The sequence below is a fragment of the Streptomyces sp. RPT161 genome (assembly GCF_027533845.1).
Lineage (GTDB): Bacteria > Actinomycetota > Actinomycetes > Streptomycetales > Streptomycetaceae > Streptantibioticus_A > Streptantibioticus_A silvisoli_A.
This window is the reverse complement of the sequence record NZ_JAPZVN010000003.1, coordinates 253,688-270,521: the sequence shown is the minus strand read 5'-3', so window position 1 is coordinate 270,521 and position 16,834 is coordinate 253,688. Positions and strand designations below refer to the sequence as shown.

Genomic DNA, 16,834 nt, shown 5'->3' with positions numbered 1-16,834 from the left:
ATGGACAAGGCCGCCCCGGTCCGCGACCGCGGAAAGCTGCGTGCCATCGTGGCGGGTGCCGTGCTGGCGGCAGCCGTGCTGCTCGCCCTGCTCGGGCCGTTGCTCGCCCCGCACGGGACGGGCGAGGTGCTGGACATGCCGTACGGTCCGGCAGGCGGATCGACCCCGCTGGGCACGGACCATCTCGGCGCCGACGTGCTCAGCCGGTTCCTGGCCGGCGGCCGGACACTGGTGCTGCTCTCGCTGGCGGCGCTCGCCGCCGCGTACGCGCTGGGCGCGTCGGCTGGCATGCTGGCGGCGCTGCGCGGCGGCCGGATCGACGCGGTGGTGCTGCGTGTGGCCGACGTGTTGTTGAGCCTGCCCGCGTTCCTGCTGCTCAGCCTTACCGTGGTGGCTCTGGGCCGTGGAGTGGCCGGGGTCGGAGCCGCCACCGCCGTGGTCCTGCTGCCGGAGATCGTCAGGGTGGTACGAGCCACCACCTTGCAGGCCCTCCAGCATGACTACGTGGAGGCCGCGGTCGCGCGCGGTGAGCGCACGGCGTACGTCCTGCTGCGTGAGGTGCTGCCCAATCTCGCGCCGGTGCTCGCGGCCGATGCCGCCGTGCGCTTCGTGGGAGCGGTGTTCGTCGTCTCAACGGCGGGATTCCTCGGTTACGGGGCTCAACCCCCGGCCGCGGACTGGGGGTTGATGGTCCTTGAGAACCGGGACGGGCTGTCGCTGCAACCCCTGGCGGTGGCCGTGCCCGCCGTCGGCATCCTCGTGCTGCTGCTGGCCGCCAACCTGCTCGTGGACGCGGTCTTCCCCGCCGCCCGCCAGCCGCGGACCCGCCGGCGGCCGGTGGCCGTGACGGCGGATACCGTCGCAGGTGCCCCGGTGCTGCGGCTGCGCGGTCTGACCGTGGAGGCAGACGGGCCGTCCGGTAGACGTTCCGTCGTCGACGGCGTCGACCTCGAACTTGCCCCGGGCCGAGTCCTCGCGCTGGTCGGGCCGTCGGGGAGTGGGAAGACCACGCTGGCGCTGGCCGCCCTCGGAGAACTGAGCCCGGGACTGGAGTTGCGGCAAGGCGAGGTGCACCTGGGCGGGCTCCCGGTTCTCGGGCTGACCGAGCGGGCGCTTCGGCGGCTGCGCAGCCGCCACGCTGGTTATGTCCCGCAGGATCCGCGCACCTCGCTCGCTCCCACGATGCGGGTGGGCGACCACATCGGGGAGTTCCTGAGAGCCCGCTCGGTGCCCCGCGCGCAACGGCCCGTGCGGATCCGGTCCGCATTGCGGGCGGTCCAACTCCCGTGCGACGACGCCTTTCTGCGCCGCTTTCCGCACCAGCTCTCCGGCGGCCAGCGCCAGCGGGTCGCGCTGGCCGCCGCGCTCGCCCACAGGCCTGACCTGCTGGTGCTCGACGAACCCACCAGCGCCCTGGACCCGGCCACCGCGGCGGCACTGCTCGCCGACATCAAACGGCTGCGCGAGGACGGCGGCCCGGCCATCCTGCTGGTCGCGCACGACCTGGCCCAGGTCGCCTCGGTGGCCGACGAAGTGGCCGTCCTCGACGCGGGACGCCTGGTGGAGCGCGGTCCGGTGGCGGAGGTACTCGCCCGCCCTGCGAGCGCCACCGCCCGTCGGCTGGTCGACGCCGCCCGGATGACCGCACTGCCCGGACCGCGCGAGGTGGCGAACCAGGCAGACACGCCCGCTCTGGTCCTGCGCGGGCTGGAGGCCCGGCGCGGTACCCGGCGCGTGCTGACCGCCATCGACCTGTCCGTCGATCCCGGCGGTTGCCTCAGCGTGGTCGGCCCCTCGGGCGGCGGCAAGACCACCTTGTTGCGCTGCCTCACCGGTCTGCACCCCGACTGGTCGGGCGATCTGCGCCTGGCCGGTGCCGAGGTGCCGCACGGACTGCGCGGACGGTCCCGCGATCGGCTGCGGATGCTGCAACTCGTTCCGCAGGACCCGCACGACTCGCTCAACCCGCGCCACACCGTCGGCCGGATCATCGCTCGCCCGCTCAGTCAGTACCGTCCCGAGCTGCACGCGGAAGCGCTGTGGCGCGAGGTTCACCAGCTGCTGGAACGGGTCGGGCTGGCAGCCGAGCACGCCGACCGCCGCCCGGAGCACCTGTCGGGCGGGCAGCGCCAACGAGTGGCACTGGCGAGGGCGTTGGCGGTCGAACCCGCGGTGCTGCTGTGCGACGAGGTGACCAGCGCCCTCGACGCGCCGACCGCCGACACCGTGATCGCCCTGCTGGCTGGGCTGCGGCGGGAACTGGGCGTCGCCCTGGTCGTTGTCACCCACGACCTCACCGTGCCCGCACGGCTCGGCGGACAGCTCGCGGTGCTCGCCGACGGCCGGATCAGGGAGAGCGGCCCGACCGACCGGCTGCTCAGCGCACCGACCGATCCGGTGACCGCCGAACTCCTGGCCGCCGTACCGTCCTTGCCGATGGCACGTCCCGCCCCGGCAGGAATCACTGATCAACCCTGACACTGAGGACACCCGCCATGACCGCGGAACGCTGGCTGCGCCGCCCCCACCCCCTTCCGAACGCCGCACTACGACTGGTCTGCCTGCCGCACGCGGGCGGTTCGACCGGTCTTTACCGGGAGTGGTCCGCTTTGCTCCCGCCTCGGGTCGAGCTTCTGCTCGCCTGCCCGCCGGGCCGCGAGGACCGCCTCGACGACCCCATTCCGGCGGACCTCCCCGGGCTGGTCTCCGGCCTCGCGACCGCGGTGGCACCGCTACTGGACCGGCCCTGGGCCGTTTTCGGGCACAGCATGGGCGCGGCGGTCGGCCATGAACTCGTGTCGCATCTCCTCCGTCAGGGGCACCCCGCGCCGGTCCACCTGTTCGTTTCGGCCCGTGAGGCACCTCAGCACCATCGCCGCGGCACCATTCATCTGCTCGACGACAACGCCCTGTGTGCCGAACTCGCCCGCCTCGGCGGCACCGACGCCGCCCTGCTGGCCATGCCCGAACTCCGTCAACTGGTCCTGCCGGCCATCCGCGGCGACTACCGGCTGATCGAGAACTACGATCCCCAGCCGGTGGGCCTCCTGCCGTGTCCCGTGACGGCGCTCATCGGGGCGGACGACACCGAACTCACCGCCGAGGAAGCCGACGGCTGGCGGGACTGGACCTCGGCACCCTTCGAGCTGCTGACCTTCCCGGGCGGCCACTTCTACCTTTCGGAACGTCCCCGTGAGGTGATCGCCGCCATCCGGCGGCAACTCGCCGGAAACGCCATCGCACCACCCTGACCAGTGCCGATGAGGTCTGCCACCCCCACTGGTGGCAGACCCCCGGCAGACCTCGACCTCTGGTCAGCCGCTGCTCGAAGCCGCTTGTGCGGCTTCGAAGTTGTCCTTCTCGCGGACCAGTACCAGGCTGGCGACCGCCGCCAGTAGACCCGCGACACCGGCGATGAGGAAGATCGTCGACAGCGCTCCGGTGTACGCGGAACGGGCCAGTTCGAGTACCTGACCGCGGACCGTCCCCGGGACGGCGGCGCCCAGCGCGTCGAATTGACCAGCGGTGACGAGCTGGCGCAGCTGAGCGGCGTGACCAGGGGGCAGATCGAACCGGCTGAGGGTAGCGGCGTTCATGGTGGTGTCGACCTTGCTGGTCAGCACTATGCCGAAGGCGGCGACGCCGGTCGCGGTGCCGAGGGGGAAGAAACTGTTGGCCGCACCTGATGCGGTGCCCGCCCGCGAGGCGGGCACCACGCCCACGGCCAGCGCGAGTAGGTGAGGAAGCGTCAGGCCGGCTCCGGCACCCAGGAGGACCAGCATGGGCAGGACAGCCGTCCATCTGTCGTGCGGGCCGATCCCCACCGCCAGGAACATGCCCACCCCGACCACGGCCGAGCCCAGCGCCAGCACCTTGGAGACCGACATCACCTTGGTCAGCAGGCTGCTCACCGGCGCCGCTATCACCAGCGCCACGGACTGCGCGAGCAGGACGAGGCCGACCTGGAAGGGGGTGAGCCTCAGCATGCCGCCGAGCCAGAGAGTCAGAAACGGCAGCAGCCCGAAGCTGAAGACCCGGGCGGCGAAGCTCAGCAGAACCGCACCGCTGAAGCTGGGGATGGCGAACAGCCGCAGGTCCAGCATGGCGGTCGGGCCGAGCCGCCACTGCACGGCGGCGAACGCGACGGCCAGGACCCCACCCACGATGAGTGCCGTGAGCACGTCGGCCGCCGTCCAGCCCTTCTCCGATCCGGCCAGCAAACCGTAGTTGAGGGCGAACAGCGCCAGTACGGCCAGCACCGCTCCGGCGTGGTCGACGTTCGCGGGGGCGTCGGTGGCCACGCTCTCGGGTACCTTCCGCGCGGTGCCGGCCAGGATGAGCAGCCCGATCGGCACATTGACCGCGAACAGGAACGGCCAGCTGAGCCACTCCACGATCGAGCCGCCGACCAAGGGACCGAGTGCCGCCGAGACCGCGCCGCCCGCGGTGAACAGCCCGATGGCGGTGGTGCGGGATCGCGCCGGAGCACCCTCGAACGCACCGGCGATCAGGGCGAGCGCGGTGCCGAACGCCATCGCGCCCCCAACGCCCTGCGCTGCCCGTGCCGCGATGAGGACCGCCGTGTTCGGGGCCAGCGCGCACACGGCCGAGGCGGCGGTGAAGACGGCGACACCCGCGAGGAAGATCCTGCGGCGGCCGATCCGGTCGGACACCGAGCCCGCCGTGAGCAGCAGGGCGGCGAAGGACAGCGTGTAGGCGTTGACGATCCACTGGAGGCTGTCCAGTGAGGCGTCCAGATCCGCGCCGATGCGCGGCAGCGCCACGTTGACCACGGTGATGTCCAGGGTCATCATCGCCGCCGCGAGTGAGGTCACGGCTGTCGTCCAGCGCCTGCTGCTCCGAACCTCGGGCGGGGCCCCCGCCTCGACGGGGTCCGCTTCCGTAGTGCTCATGGTCGCCCTCTCTGTATGGCGTCGAGCGTCGACGTGTTCGGGGTCTCAATTCACCGCCCGGACAGCTCCGTTGCGCGCGAGTCGAACGTTCACTCTTCAAGGGCCTTGCCTGAGCGGCTTAATGCATATGATAATCACTTCCAAGTAGGGGGTGTGGTCGTAACAGTCGAACCCGGGAGCGAGAACCGGGTGCACGTCCACATCACGGGGAGAGGGCCCACGTGTCGCAGGATCGCGAAATGGCCGCAGCTGAGCTGGCCGACGAGGTCGCGGAGTTGCTCGGGTTGCCGAAGCAGGAGGTCGGTGAGGACGAGAACCTCATCGCCCTCGGACTGGACTCACTCGCGATGATGAGGCTGGCGGGCCGACTGCGGCGGTCCGGCCTGGACATCAGCTTCCCGCAACTGGCCGCCGAGCCGACCGTGGCAGCCTGGTGCGAACTGGTCGCAGCTGCCTCGCAAGCCGGTGCGACGTCCGACCTGGTGCCGACCGGCGCCCCGCGCGTGGACGAGTCCGAGCCCTTCGAACTCGCGCTGATGCAACACGCGTACTGGGTCGGTCGCGCCGAGGGCCAGCAACTCGGCGGCGTGGCGGCGCACTTCTACAACGAGTTCGACGGCGAGCAGGTCGAGCCGGTCCGCCTCGAATCGGCCGTGCGGGCGCTGCTCGCACGCCATGGCATGCTGCGGGTACGGATCCTCGATGACGGCCGCCAACAGATCGTCGCACGGAGCAACTGGCCCGGACTACGGGTCCACGACCTGCGCACGCTGCCCGCCGCCGAGGCTGAGCGGGAGTTGGACGACATCCGGCAACGCCTGTCCCACCGCCGTATGGACATCGCGGCCGGTGATGTCTTCGACATCCAACTCTCGTTGCTGCCACCCGGTATCCGCCCCGGCGGCACCCGCGTCCACGTCAACCTGGACATGGTCGCGGCCGACGCGCTGAGCCTGAGGGTTCTGCTCGCCGATCTCGCCCGCGGTTACGCGGATCCCGGCACGCCGCTGCCCGCGCTGGACTACAGCTTTCCCCGCTATCTCGCCGAGCGGCGTGCCGCCCGGAACGCGCAGCCCCGTGCGGCAGCGCTCGACGCCGACCGCGACTACTGGCGCAGGCATCTTCCTGATCTGCCCGCCGCTCCTCAGCTGCCGCTCGTGGCGGCCTCGGCCACGGCCGTCGCGGTGCGTCGGCACCGATGGCTGGATCCGGAGACGATGCGATGTCTCGACCAGCTGGCCCGACGGCACGGCCTGACCCTGGCCATGGCACTGGCCGCCGTCTTCGCTGAGACGCTGACCGTCTTCAGTGCGCAACCGCGCTTCCTGCTCAATCTCCCGCTCTTCGACCGCGAACCACTGCATGCCGAAGTCAGCGATCTGGTCGGCGACTTCACCTCATCGGTGCTGCTGGCCTGGGACGGCGCCACACCCGGATCCTTCGCCGAACGCGCCGCCCGGCTGCAGGCGCGCTTCCACGCCGACGCCGCGCACGCCGGATACTCAGGAGTCGAGGTCCTGCGCGACGCGTCCCGCCTGCACGGCGAACAGATCCTCGCCCCCGTCGTCTACACCAGCGCCCTCGGCCTGGGCGAGCTGTTCCCGGCCGAGGTCCGCGAAGCGTTCGGCGAGCCGTCCTGGATCATTTCGCAGGGACCGCAGGTGTGGCTGGACGCACAGGTGACCGAGGTGAACGGCGGGCTGCTGGTCAACTGGGACGTCCGCGAGGACTCCTTCGCGCCCGGTGTCCCTGACGCCATGTTTGATGCCTACAGCCGACTGCTCGACCGTCTGCTGTCCGACCAGGACGCCTGGGGCGAGCCCGTCCCCGCCCTTCTCCCGGAGGCTCAACTCGCGGTGCGGGCCCGTGTCAACGACACGGCGGGGCCGATCCCAGGTACGCGGCTGCATGACGGCTTCTTCGCGTACGCCGCCCGCAACCCCCGGGCGGTCGCACTGAGTTGGGGCCTGGACCGCTCGCTCAGCTACGGAGAGTTGGCCGGACGGGCACTCGCCCTCGCCGCCCATCTGAGGTCCCAGGGCGTCGGTCCCGGAGACCTGGTCACGGTCACCCTGCCCAAGGGGCCGGAGCAGATCACGGCGGTCCTGGGGGTACTCGCCGCCGGTGCGGCCTACCTGCCGCTCGGCGCCGACCAGCCCGAGTTGCGGCGCGAACGCATCCACCGCACCGCCGGAGTGCGGCTCGTCCTCGACGACCTCGCCGTACCGGAGGGCGTCACGCCACTGCTCGAACCCGTGCCCGGGGACCCCGCTGACCTCGCCTACGTGATCTACACCTCGGGCTCGACCGGTGAGCCCAAGGGCGTGGAGATAACGCATGCGGCGGCGATGAACACCGTTGACGACATCAACGAGCGCTTCGCCATCGGACCTGAGGATCGCACCCTTGCGCTGTCAGCACTGGACTTCGATCTGTCGGTGTTCGACGTCTTCGGACCTTTGTCGGTCGGTGGGACGGTGGTGTTGATCGAGGAGGAGGCACGCCGAGACGCCGGACGTTGGCTGGAACTGGTCCGGCGTCACGGGGTGACAGTGTGGAACACCGTTCCGGCGCTGCTGGAGATGTTGCTGATCGTGGCGGAGGGCGAAGCGCCTCCCGAGCCGCTGCGGTTGGTGTTGGTCTCTGGTGACTGGGTGGGGCTTGATCTGCCGGGGCGGCTTGCGGTGTTGCGGCCGGGGTGCCGGTTCATCGCGTTGGGTGGGGCAACGGAGGCGGCGATCTGGTCGAACGCGTTCGAGGTCGCCGAGGTGGATCCGGCATGGCGTTCCGTCCCGTACGGGTGTCCGTTGCGGAACCAGCGCTACCGGGTGGTGGACGCGTCGGGGCGTGACTGCCCGGACTGGGTTACGGGTGAGTTGTGGATCGGTGGCGCGGGGGTTGCCCGTGGCTACCGCAGTGCGCCTGAACTAACGGCGGATCGGTTCGTCGAGGCCGGAGGCGAGCGCTGGTACCGGACGGGGGACCTGGGCCGCTACTGGCCTGATGGAACGTTGGAGTTCCTCGGCCGGGCCGACCGTCAGGTCAAGGTGCGCGGCCACCGGATCGAACTCGGCGAAGTCGAAGCCGCGTTGCGGGACTTTCCCGGTGTCGGCCAGGGCATCGCGGTCGTCTGCGAGGACGGCGGACTGGCCGCCGCTGTCACGGACGCGTCGCCCGAGCCCGTACCGGACTGGAAGGCGCTGGCCGAGATAGCCGCGGGACGGTCACGCAACCATGACACCGAGGTACCGGACCTCACCGGGCTCCGTGCCTTCCTGGCGGAGCGACTGCCTTCGGCGATGGTGCCCGAGCGGATCGCCCTGCTGCCCGAACTGCCACTGACACCGAACGGCAAGGTCGACCGCGCTGCCCTGCGCCGCACGCTCGGGCACCACGACGTCCAGGGCGCCGTGTCCGTCACCCGGCCGACCGGCCAGATCGAGCGGCGTGCTGCCGCGGCCTGGTCCGAGATCCTGGGAGTGGCCGAAGTCGGCCGCGAACATGACTTCTTCGCCCTCGGCGGCGACTCCCTGCTCGCGACACGGCTGGTCGGACGGCTGCGCGCGGACGGCTTCGCCGACGTCACACTCGCCCAGCTCTTCAGGCACCCCGTGCTCGCCGACTTCGCCGCCACCCTGAGGCTGGACGACACCACGCGGTCCAGGCCCGTCCTGGCCGCCGATCCGGAGCACCGGCTGGAGCCGTTCCCGCTCACCGACGTCCAGCGCGCCTACTGGCTCGGCCGGGGTGAGGGCTTCACCCTCGGCGGGGTCGGCTGCCACTTCTACCGCGAGTACGACGTGCTGGACCTCGACGTGGAGCGCCTTGAGGCGGCCGTCGACCGCCTGGTGCGGCGGCACGAGATGCTGCGGGCCGTCGTTGACGAACACGGCCGGCAGCGCATCCTGCCCGACGTGCCCCGCTACCGCGTCACCGTCACCGAGGCCGGGCCCGAGCCCGAGGCCGCCTTCGAGGAACTGCGGAACGCCGCCTCGCACCAGGTGTTCGACCCGGCGCGCTGGCCGCTCTTCTCGATCCGTGCCGCCCGCTCGGAAAACCGCACCCGGCTCGGAATCGGCGTGGACAACATCGTCCTCGACGCCCTCAGCATCCTCACCTTCTACACCGAACTCGGCGCCGTCTACGAGGACTTGGGCGCCCAACTTCCCCCGGTGGGTGTCTCCTTCCGTGACTACGTGCTGGGCGCCGCTCCGGAACCCGCCGCCCTTGCCGCCGCGCAGGAGTACTGGACCGAACGCCTGCCCGACCTCCCGCCAGCGCCGCAGCTCCCGCTGGCCGTGGATCCGGCCTCGGTTCACCGACCGCGCTTCACCCGGCGCGAGGCCCGGATCAGCGCCGCGCACTGGCGGCCGATCACCGACCGGGCTCGCGAACACGGTCTCACCGCATCTGCCGTGCTGCTCGCCGCCTTCGCCGAGGTACTCGGCCGGTGGAGCGCCAGAGCCGACCTGACGCTCAACCTCACACTCTTCGACCGCAAGGACGTCCACCCGGACATCGCCAACGTGCTGGGCGACTTCACCTCGCTGATGCTCGTCGCCTGCCGTCCGCAGCCGGGGGAGAGCTGGCTGGCAAAGGCGCGGCGCGTGCAGCAGGAGCTGTGGGAAGCGCTCGACCGCCGGGAGGTGTCAGCCGTCTGGGTACTGCGTGAACTCGCCCGGCACACCGGCGAACCCGAGACGACCATGCCCGTCGTGTTCACCAGCGCTCTCGGCGTCGGCAGTGAACCCGGCTCGGGGCTGTTCACCGACTACGTGTGGGGGGTGTCGCAGACCCCGCAGGTGTGGCTCGACCACCAGGTCACGGATGCCGCCGACGGCGGTGTCCACCTCAACTGGGACGTCGTCGAGGAACTCTTCCCGGACGGCCTGGTCGACGCGATGTTCGACGCCTATCTTCGGCTGCTCGACTGGCTTGGCTGGGGTGACTGGGACTCGGCCGTACCGGATCTGCTCCCCGGGTCCCAGCGGGACACTCGTGCCGAGGTCAACGCGACTGGTACCACGGCCCCGGCTCAGCTGCTTCACGCGGGATTCTTCCAGCATGCCGCCGAGCGGCCTGACCGCGTCGCGCTGCGGTGGGGCGACCAGGAACGGCTCAGCTACGGCCAACTCGCGGAACGCGCACTCCGATTGACCGCGCTCCTCGTTGAACATGGCGTGCGACAAGGCGAGTTGGTCGCGGTGACGCTACCCAAGGGGCCCGACCAGATCGCCGCGGTGCTCGGGGTGCTGGCGGCCGGAGCGGCGTACCTGCCGGTCGGCCCGGACCAGCCGGCAGCGCGCCGGGATCGCATCCATCGCCTGGCCGACGTCCACTTCGTCGTCACCGACGAGGCCGGTCGGGCGGCGTCGGCGTGGAAGGAGTCGCTTCGGCCGCTGGTGATGGACGACATCGTCTCGGCCGAGCCCGCGCCGCGGCCCGTCGACTCCGATCCGGACGCACTCGCGTACGTGATCTTCACTTCGGGATCGACCGGTGAGCCGAAGGGTGTGGAGATCACGCATGCGGCGGCGGTGAACACCGTCGACGACATCAACACCCGCTTCGCCATCGGCTCCGAGGACAAGACGCTGGCGTTGTCCGCCCTGGATTTCGACTTGTCGGTGTTCGACGTGTTCGGACCGCTATCGGTGGGTGGTGCGGTGGTGCTGGTCGAGGAGGAGTCGCGGCGTGATGCCCGGCGTTGGCTGGAGTTGGTTCGCAGTCATGGGGTGACGGTGTGGAACTCGGTGCCCGCGTTGCTGGACATGTTGTTGGTGGTCGCGGAGGGGGAGCAGGCTCCTGATCCTTTGCGGTTGGTGTTGGTTTCCGGCGACTGGGTGGGTCTCGATCTGCCCGGGCGGCTTGCGGCGCGGCGGCCCGACTGCCGGTTCGTCGCTCTTGGCGGTGCCACCGAGGCGGCGATCTGGTCCAACGCGTTCGAGGTGGCCGAGGTGGAGCCGGGGTGGCGGTCGATCCCGTACGGGTTTCCGCTGCGCAACCAGCGTTACCGGGTGGTGGACACCTTGGGACGGGACTGCCCGGACTGGGTGACCGGTGAGCTGTGGATCGGCGGCGCGGGGGTGGCCCGTGGCTACCGTGGCGCGCCCGATGTGACGGCTCGTCGGTTTGTACAGCTCGGTGGTGAGCGGTGGTACCGCACGGGCGACCTGGGCCGGTACTGGCCGGACGGGACGCTGGAGTTCCTCGGACGGGCCGACCGCCAGGTCAAGGTACGCGGCCACCGGATCGAACTGGGCGAGATCGAGGCGGCGTTGGGGGGCCATCCTGGTGTCGGCCGCGCCGTCGTCACCGTCACCGGTGACGCCGCGGCCCGCCAACTGCTCGCCGCCGTCGTCCCGGCCACGCCGCCGCGGTCGTTTGACGCCGAGGGCGCCGAGCCGAGCGCCGACGCTCTGGCGGAGCGCGCCCGCACGCTCCAGCAGGAGGGCGAGGCGGTCGAGGCCGTCCTCATCAGGTTGCTCCGCCTGGACGAGCTCGCTGATGGAGCACCACACGATTTCGCCACGCGGTTGAGCGTGGCGGACGAGCACCTGCCGACCCTGCGGCTGTGGCTGCGCTGGCTGGTCGAACAGAAGGTTCTGGTCGAAGAGGCGGGGGCATACGGTGCCGGACCCGGCCTTCCCTCCGCACTCACCCGCACCCAACCACAGGTAGGCACCGACGAGTACGGCGGCCTCATCGCCCGCGTCCACGCCCGGCTGCTGGAGCGGCTGGAGGACTACCGGCAGATCCTCGCCGGCCGCCTCGACCCGGCCGTACTGCTCGACGACGATGCTCTGTCCCCGGTGAGCCTCGCCGACCAGGACCCGGGGACCGCCCAGGTCATCTCAGAGATCGCCCGCCGCCTGGCCGACCTGGCGGAGAAAGCGGGCAGGCCCGTCGAGGTCGCCGAGCTCGGTGGCAGAGACGGCCGGACCGCGGCCCGCCTGTTGGGTCTCCTCGACCCGGATCAGGTGCGCTACACCCTGCTCGACCCCGCCCCGACCATGGTCGCCGAGGCGAGCCGCCGTCTGGAAGAGCTGCCACATCGCACGGCCTGCCGCCAACTGCGCCGAATCTCCGACGACTTGCGGCACCGGTTCGACGCGGTGGTGGCCGTGAACGCCCTGCACCGTTACCCGGACCCCGCTCAGGGCCCCGCGCTGGCCGCCCTGCTCGCCCGAAGCGGCGGCACGCTGATCGCCGCCGAGCGAGCCGAGTTGACGCCCATCGTCCTGCTGACGGGGTCCCTTCTCGACCGTGGCTACTACGGCTTCGACCGCGAACGCCAGAAGGCGGGTTCTCCGATGCTGCCCGGCTCACGTTGGGCCGAGCTGCTGTCCCGAGCCGGCCTGAGCGAGGTGGGCTACCGCCCCATGGGTTCACCCGGCATCGAGTTGCTGTGGGCGCGGCGCCCTGAAGCGGCCGTCGACCTGGACCCGGTGGGGCTGCGGGCCCACGTGGCCACGCGCCTTCCCGCGCACATGGTGCCCGAGCGCGTCGAGGTCCTGCCCTGGCTGCCGCTGAGCGCCAACGGCAAGGTGGACCACGTGGCTCTCGCCGCGCTCGCCGCAGCGGACGGCTCCGAGGACTTGGACGAAGCCCCGCAGGGCGGCCTGGAACAGGAAATCGCGGTGCTGTGGGCCGAGTTGCTCGGTCGCGCAACGGTCGGCAGAAGGCGCAGCTTCTTCGAGCTGGGCGGCGACAGCCTGCTGGCCACCCGGCTCATCGAGCGCGTGAAGCAGCGCTACGGGGTTGAACTGCCCCTGCGGCGGTTGTTCGCAGGACCGAGCCTCGCCCAGGTGACAGCGGCTCTCGCCGAGGAACTGGCGGCGACGGACGAGATGGAAGAGGGCGCCCTGTGATCGGCGTCATCGGCGGCTATGGCGCGGTCGGTGCGCAGGCAGCCCGCCTGCTGAGCGAGTGGGGCGCGGGTCCGCTGCGCATCGGCGGCCGGAACCTGACGGCGGCTCAGCGTGCTGCGGCCGCCCTGCCCGGCACGGTCGAGACGGCCCTGGTCGACGTCGACGACGACGCCTCACTGGCGGCGTTCGTCCATGGCTGCGAGGTGGTCGTGGGTTGCGCCGGGCCGTCGCACCGGACCGCCGCACGTGTGGCCCGTGCGGCGCTGGCGGCCGGAGCACACCACGTCGACGCGGGCGGGGACGCAGTACGGGAGTACGTGGGCGGGCGCTGCGCGGTCTTCGCCGCAGGCGCCCTGCCCGGCCTGTCCGGCCTGCTGCCCCGCTGGCTGGCGGCCCGGGAGTTCACCACCGTACAAGCCCTGACCTGCTACGCCGGAGTCCTCGACCGGTTCACCCGCACCGGCGCCGAGGACTATCTGCACGGCGTCCTAGGCGGCGACAACGAGCCGCTCGCCGCCTGGCGGAACGGCAACCGCCGCTCCGCCGCACTGACCCGGCAGGCGGCGGTCACCCTACCGTTCTTCCCGCGCGAGGTCAGCGCGATCCCGTACCTCGACGCGGAGGGCGAGCAACTGGCCCGTGACCTCTCGCTCATCCACGGCCACTGGTACACCGTGCTGGACGGCGAGCACGTGGGCGCCGCGCTCGACGCCGCCCGTACGCGGCCGCCAGACGAGGCTGCGGCCGACCTGTGCCGGGCCACCGCGCTGGACGCCGCCGGGCGCACCCCGTATGCGACCTTGCTGGTTCAACTTGACGGCACCACGGCGGCGGGCGAGGCGGCCACCCGCACGGCGGTCCTTCGCGCTCCCGGCATCGCCGAGCTCACCGGCGCCATGACCGCCGCCGCCACGCTGGCCGTGCTGCGCGGCGAGGTACCGGCCGGAGTCCGGCACGCCGCGACGGCGCTTGACCCGTCGGCCACGGTCGGACGGCTGCGCGGCAGATGCGAACTGACGGTACTGGAAACAACGATCGATCAGCTGGTCGTGGTCGAGGAGGGAGCCCTGTGAACGGTCGCAGGCTGCGTGTGATCGTGTGCGGGACGACGTTCGGCCAGTTCTACCTGTCCGCGCTCGCCGCGCTGCCGGAGGAGTTCGAGGTCATCGGTGTGCTCGCCAAGGGCAGCGGGCGTTCGGTCGCGTGCGCCGAGCGCTACGGCGTCCCGCTGTTCACCGACCCCGCGGACCTGCCCGACCGCACCGACCTGGCCTGCGTCGTCCTGCGCTCCGGGGTGATGGGCGGGGTGGGCACCGAGCTGGCACTGCGTCTGATCCGCAGCGGCGTCAACGTGTTGCAGGAGCAGCCGGTGCACCACGACGACCTGGTCGCGTGCCTGCGCGAGGCACGCCGCCGGGGTGTCCACTTCCGGGTCGGCGACCTGTACGCCCGGTTGCCTGCCGTGCGTGGGTTCACGGCGGCGGCCCGCGCCTTGCTCGCCCGGCAGTCGGCCGTCCACGTGGACGCGGCCTGCTCGGTGCAGGTCGCCTTCCCGCTGCTCCACATCCTCGGCGACGCGCTGGGGGCGGTACGACCATGGCGGGTGGATGTGGCGGACGGCGCCGACGGCCCGTTCTCCGTTCTGACCGGGCAGATCGGGGGCGTGCCGCTCACCCTGCGCGTACACAACCAGGTCGATCCCGCCGACCCCGACAACCATCTGCCCCTTCTGCACCAGGCGACCATCGGTACGGCGGGCGGCAGGCTCACCCTCGGCGACACGCACGGCCCGGTCACCTGGAGCCCGCGCCTGCACATCCCCGATGCGGCCAAGAACCACTTCGACTTCACGGGGCCCGGCACGGATCATCTGGGGGAGCCGAGCACGACCGTTCTGGGGCCGTCCCAACAGCCGGGGTACCGCCAGGTGTTGGGTGAGCTGTGGCCCGCCGCGATCGGCGGCGACCTGCTCGCGCTGCGTGCCGCCATCCTGGGGGAGCCCGGCGGCGAGCGCCCCGACCAGTATCACCTGACGCTGTGCCGCATGTGGCAGGACGTCACCTCGCAGCTGGGCTATCCCGCACTGCGCCCCCAGCAGGTCCACCAGCCGGTGTCGGTCGGCGACCTGGCCGCCGCCGTGGCCGCTGTCGGGGCAGGACGTGGCCCGACCGGGCGGCAGCGCACACCCGCCACCCTGCACGGCGTCGTCGCCCAGGCGGTGACCAGCGCGGAGGCGCAGGTGTGCGGAGTCACCGCCGACCACGTCGAGGCCTTCGTGAAGCGCCTTGACGAAGCCGTACTGTCCTCGGTGCTGCTCACGTTGCAAACCCAGGGGCTGGACGAGTCGGGCCGCGGCATGCCGGAGATCCTCACCGCGGGAAGTGTGGCACCCGCGCACCACTGGCTGATCGAGCGTTGGCTCCGGGAGCTGGTGGAGCACGGCCTGGTCGAGCGCGAGGGCGACGTGTTCCGCTCCACCAGCATGGTCGACGAGGCCGCCACCAGCCGAGCATGGGACCTGGCCGCCGAATCGTGGACCGGCCGACTGGGGCCGCCCGAATTCATCGACTACCTCCGGCGCAACGCGCAACGTCTGCCCCAGCTGATGACCGGCGAGCAGCAGGCCGCGCTCCTGCTCTTCCCCGAAGGCCGCTCGGCACTGGCTGACTCCGTCTACCGCGACACCGTCACAGCCCGATACCTCAACACCGCGGTCGCGGCCACGGTACGCGCCGTCGCCGCGGGGCATCCGGGGCCGGGCCCGCTGCGCATCGTCGAGGTCGGGGCGGGAACGGGCGCGACCACCGAAGCGGTGACCGCGGCGCTGGCCGAGGGCGGCGTGAGAGCCGACTACCTCTTCACGGACGTCTCGAAGTTCTTCCTCGCCCCGGCCCGCGAGCGTTTCGCGCGGCACCCGTGGATCCACTTCGACCTGTTCGACATCGACCGGGACCCCCGCGCCCAGGGGTACGCGTCGGGCTCCGCCGACGTCGTCATCGCAGCCGGTGTACTGAACAACGCGCGGGACACCGGCACGACCGTCCGCGGCCTGGTCGAGCTGCTGGTCCCCGGCGGCTGGCTGCTGATCACCGAACCGGCCCGGGAGCACCTGGAGATCCTCATCTCGCAGGCGTTCATGATGACCGCCCCCCAAGACACCCGCCTCGACTCGGGCACCACCTTCCTCGCGCGCCGCCAGTGGCTGGACGTACTCGGCGACGCCGGTATCGACAACGTGCTCACGCTGCCCGGCGAGGACCATCCGCTGGCACCACTGGGCCAGCGCCTCTTCGCCGCAAGGACCGCACCATGCTGAGAACCAGCCATCTCGTCTACAAGGTCGACGACGTCCGGGCCCTCGTCAGGGACTTCACGGAACTCGGATTCACCGTGGAGTACGGCAGCGACCCCGCGCGGGCACACAACGCGCTGCTGTGGTTCGCCGAGGGGCCGTTCATCGAGTTCTTCCAACTGCACACGGCCTTCCGCCTGTTGCGGTGGCCACTCGGGGCCGCCTACGGGCCGGGCGCGGGCGAGCGCCTCATGCGCTGGGCCCGGCCCGGCGAGGGATGGCGCGATCTCGCCTTGGAGACGGACGAGTTGGCCCTGCACCAGACCCGGACCACGCTGCGCGCGGCGGGAGTTCCCCTCTCGCGGGTCGTCAAGGGACGGCGCACCCGGCCGGACGGCCAGCTCGTCCGGTACCAGTTCCTCGCCCCGCGCCCCTCCCGGCTGCCCTTCGTCGTCTCCGCCTACGACCCGCCGCAGCGCCCCGCACACGTCGTACACCCCAACGGCGCTCACGGCATCGCCCGGGTCCGGATGGGGGTGGCCGATACCGACCGGCGCTGCTTCGACGCGCTGATCGGCGGGGACCGGTGGCTTGCCGTCGAACCCGCGCCGCGGACCGGGCTCCTCGGCGTGGAACTGGCCGGCCTCAAGGCCGACCTGGACCCCGACAGGCTGCACGGCGCCGCCTTCACCGCCGCGGTGCCGAAGGGATGACCCATGGCGACCCCCCTCAGCCGCCGTCGTTCCGCCGCGACCCAA

Annotated in this window: 7 protein-coding genes; 6 read left to right on the top strand and 1 reads right to left on the bottom strand. The window is 71.5% G+C overall.

Annotated features, from left to right (window positions below; genetic code table 11):
• Together O5O46_RS09270 and O5O46_RS09265 are read left to right on the top strand one after the other, a co-directional pair.
• Positions 1 to 2,478: an ABC transporter ATP-binding protein/permease gene (locus tag O5O46_RS09270; RefSeq protein WP_269855149.1), complete on the top strand. Its 2,478-nt coding sequence runs from the start codon at positions 1 to 3 to the stop codon at positions 2,476 to 2,478.
• Between the two features lie 17 nt (positions 2,479 to 2,495).
• Positions 2,496 to 3,251, top strand: a complete 756-nt coding sequence (locus O5O46_RS09265) for a thioesterase II family protein (RefSeq protein WP_269854828.1) — start codon at positions 2,496 to 2,498, stop codon at positions 3,249 to 3,251.
• Positions 3,252 to 3,314: 63 nt separating this feature from the next.
• On the opposite strand, the gene O5O46_RS09260 is transcribed toward O5O46_RS09265, so the two are convergent.
• Positions 3,315 to 4,913 carry an MFS transporter gene (locus O5O46_RS09260; protein ID WP_269854827.1) on the bottom strand — a complete coding sequence of 533 codons (1,599 nt, stop codon included), beginning with the start codon at positions 4,911 to 4,913 and terminating at the stop codon, positions 3,315 to 3,317.
• A gap of 239 nt (positions 4,914 to 5,152) precedes the next feature.
• On the opposite strand from O5O46_RS09260, the gene O5O46_RS09255 reads away from it, so the two are divergent.
• From O5O46_RS09255 to O5O46_RS09240, 4 genes are read left to right on the top strand one after another with little or no spacing between them, the layout of a single operon-like run.
• Positions 5,153 to 12,784 carry a non-ribosomal peptide synthetase gene (locus O5O46_RS09255; RefSeq protein ID WP_269854826.1) on the top strand — a complete coding sequence of 2,544 codons (7,632 nt, stop codon included), beginning with the start codon at positions 5,153 to 5,155 and terminating at the stop codon, positions 12,782 to 12,784.
• Positions 12,781 to 13,857, top strand: coding sequence for a saccharopine dehydrogenase NADP-binding domain-containing protein (locus tag O5O46_RS09250; RefSeq protein WP_269854825.1), 1,077 nt, complete (start codon positions 12,781 to 12,783; stop codon positions 13,855 to 13,857). The genes O5O46_RS09255 and O5O46_RS09250 overlap by 4 nt, the downstream gene beginning before the upstream one ends.
• Positions 13,854 to 16,100: a bifunctional Gfo/Idh/MocA family oxidoreductase/class I SAM-dependent methyltransferase gene (locus O5O46_RS09245; protein WP_269854824.1), complete on the top strand. Its 2,247-nt coding sequence runs from the start codon at positions 13,854 to 13,856 to the stop codon at positions 16,098 to 16,100. The genes O5O46_RS09250 and O5O46_RS09245 overlap by 4 nt, the downstream gene beginning before the upstream one ends.
• Positions 16,094 to 16,789: a VOC family protein gene (locus O5O46_RS09240; protein ID WP_269854823.1), complete on the top strand. Its 696-nt coding sequence runs from the start codon at positions 16,094 to 16,096 to the stop codon at positions 16,787 to 16,789. The genes O5O46_RS09245 and O5O46_RS09240 overlap by 7 nt, the downstream gene beginning before the upstream one ends.
• Positions 16,790 to 16,834 lie beyond the last annotated feature (45 nt).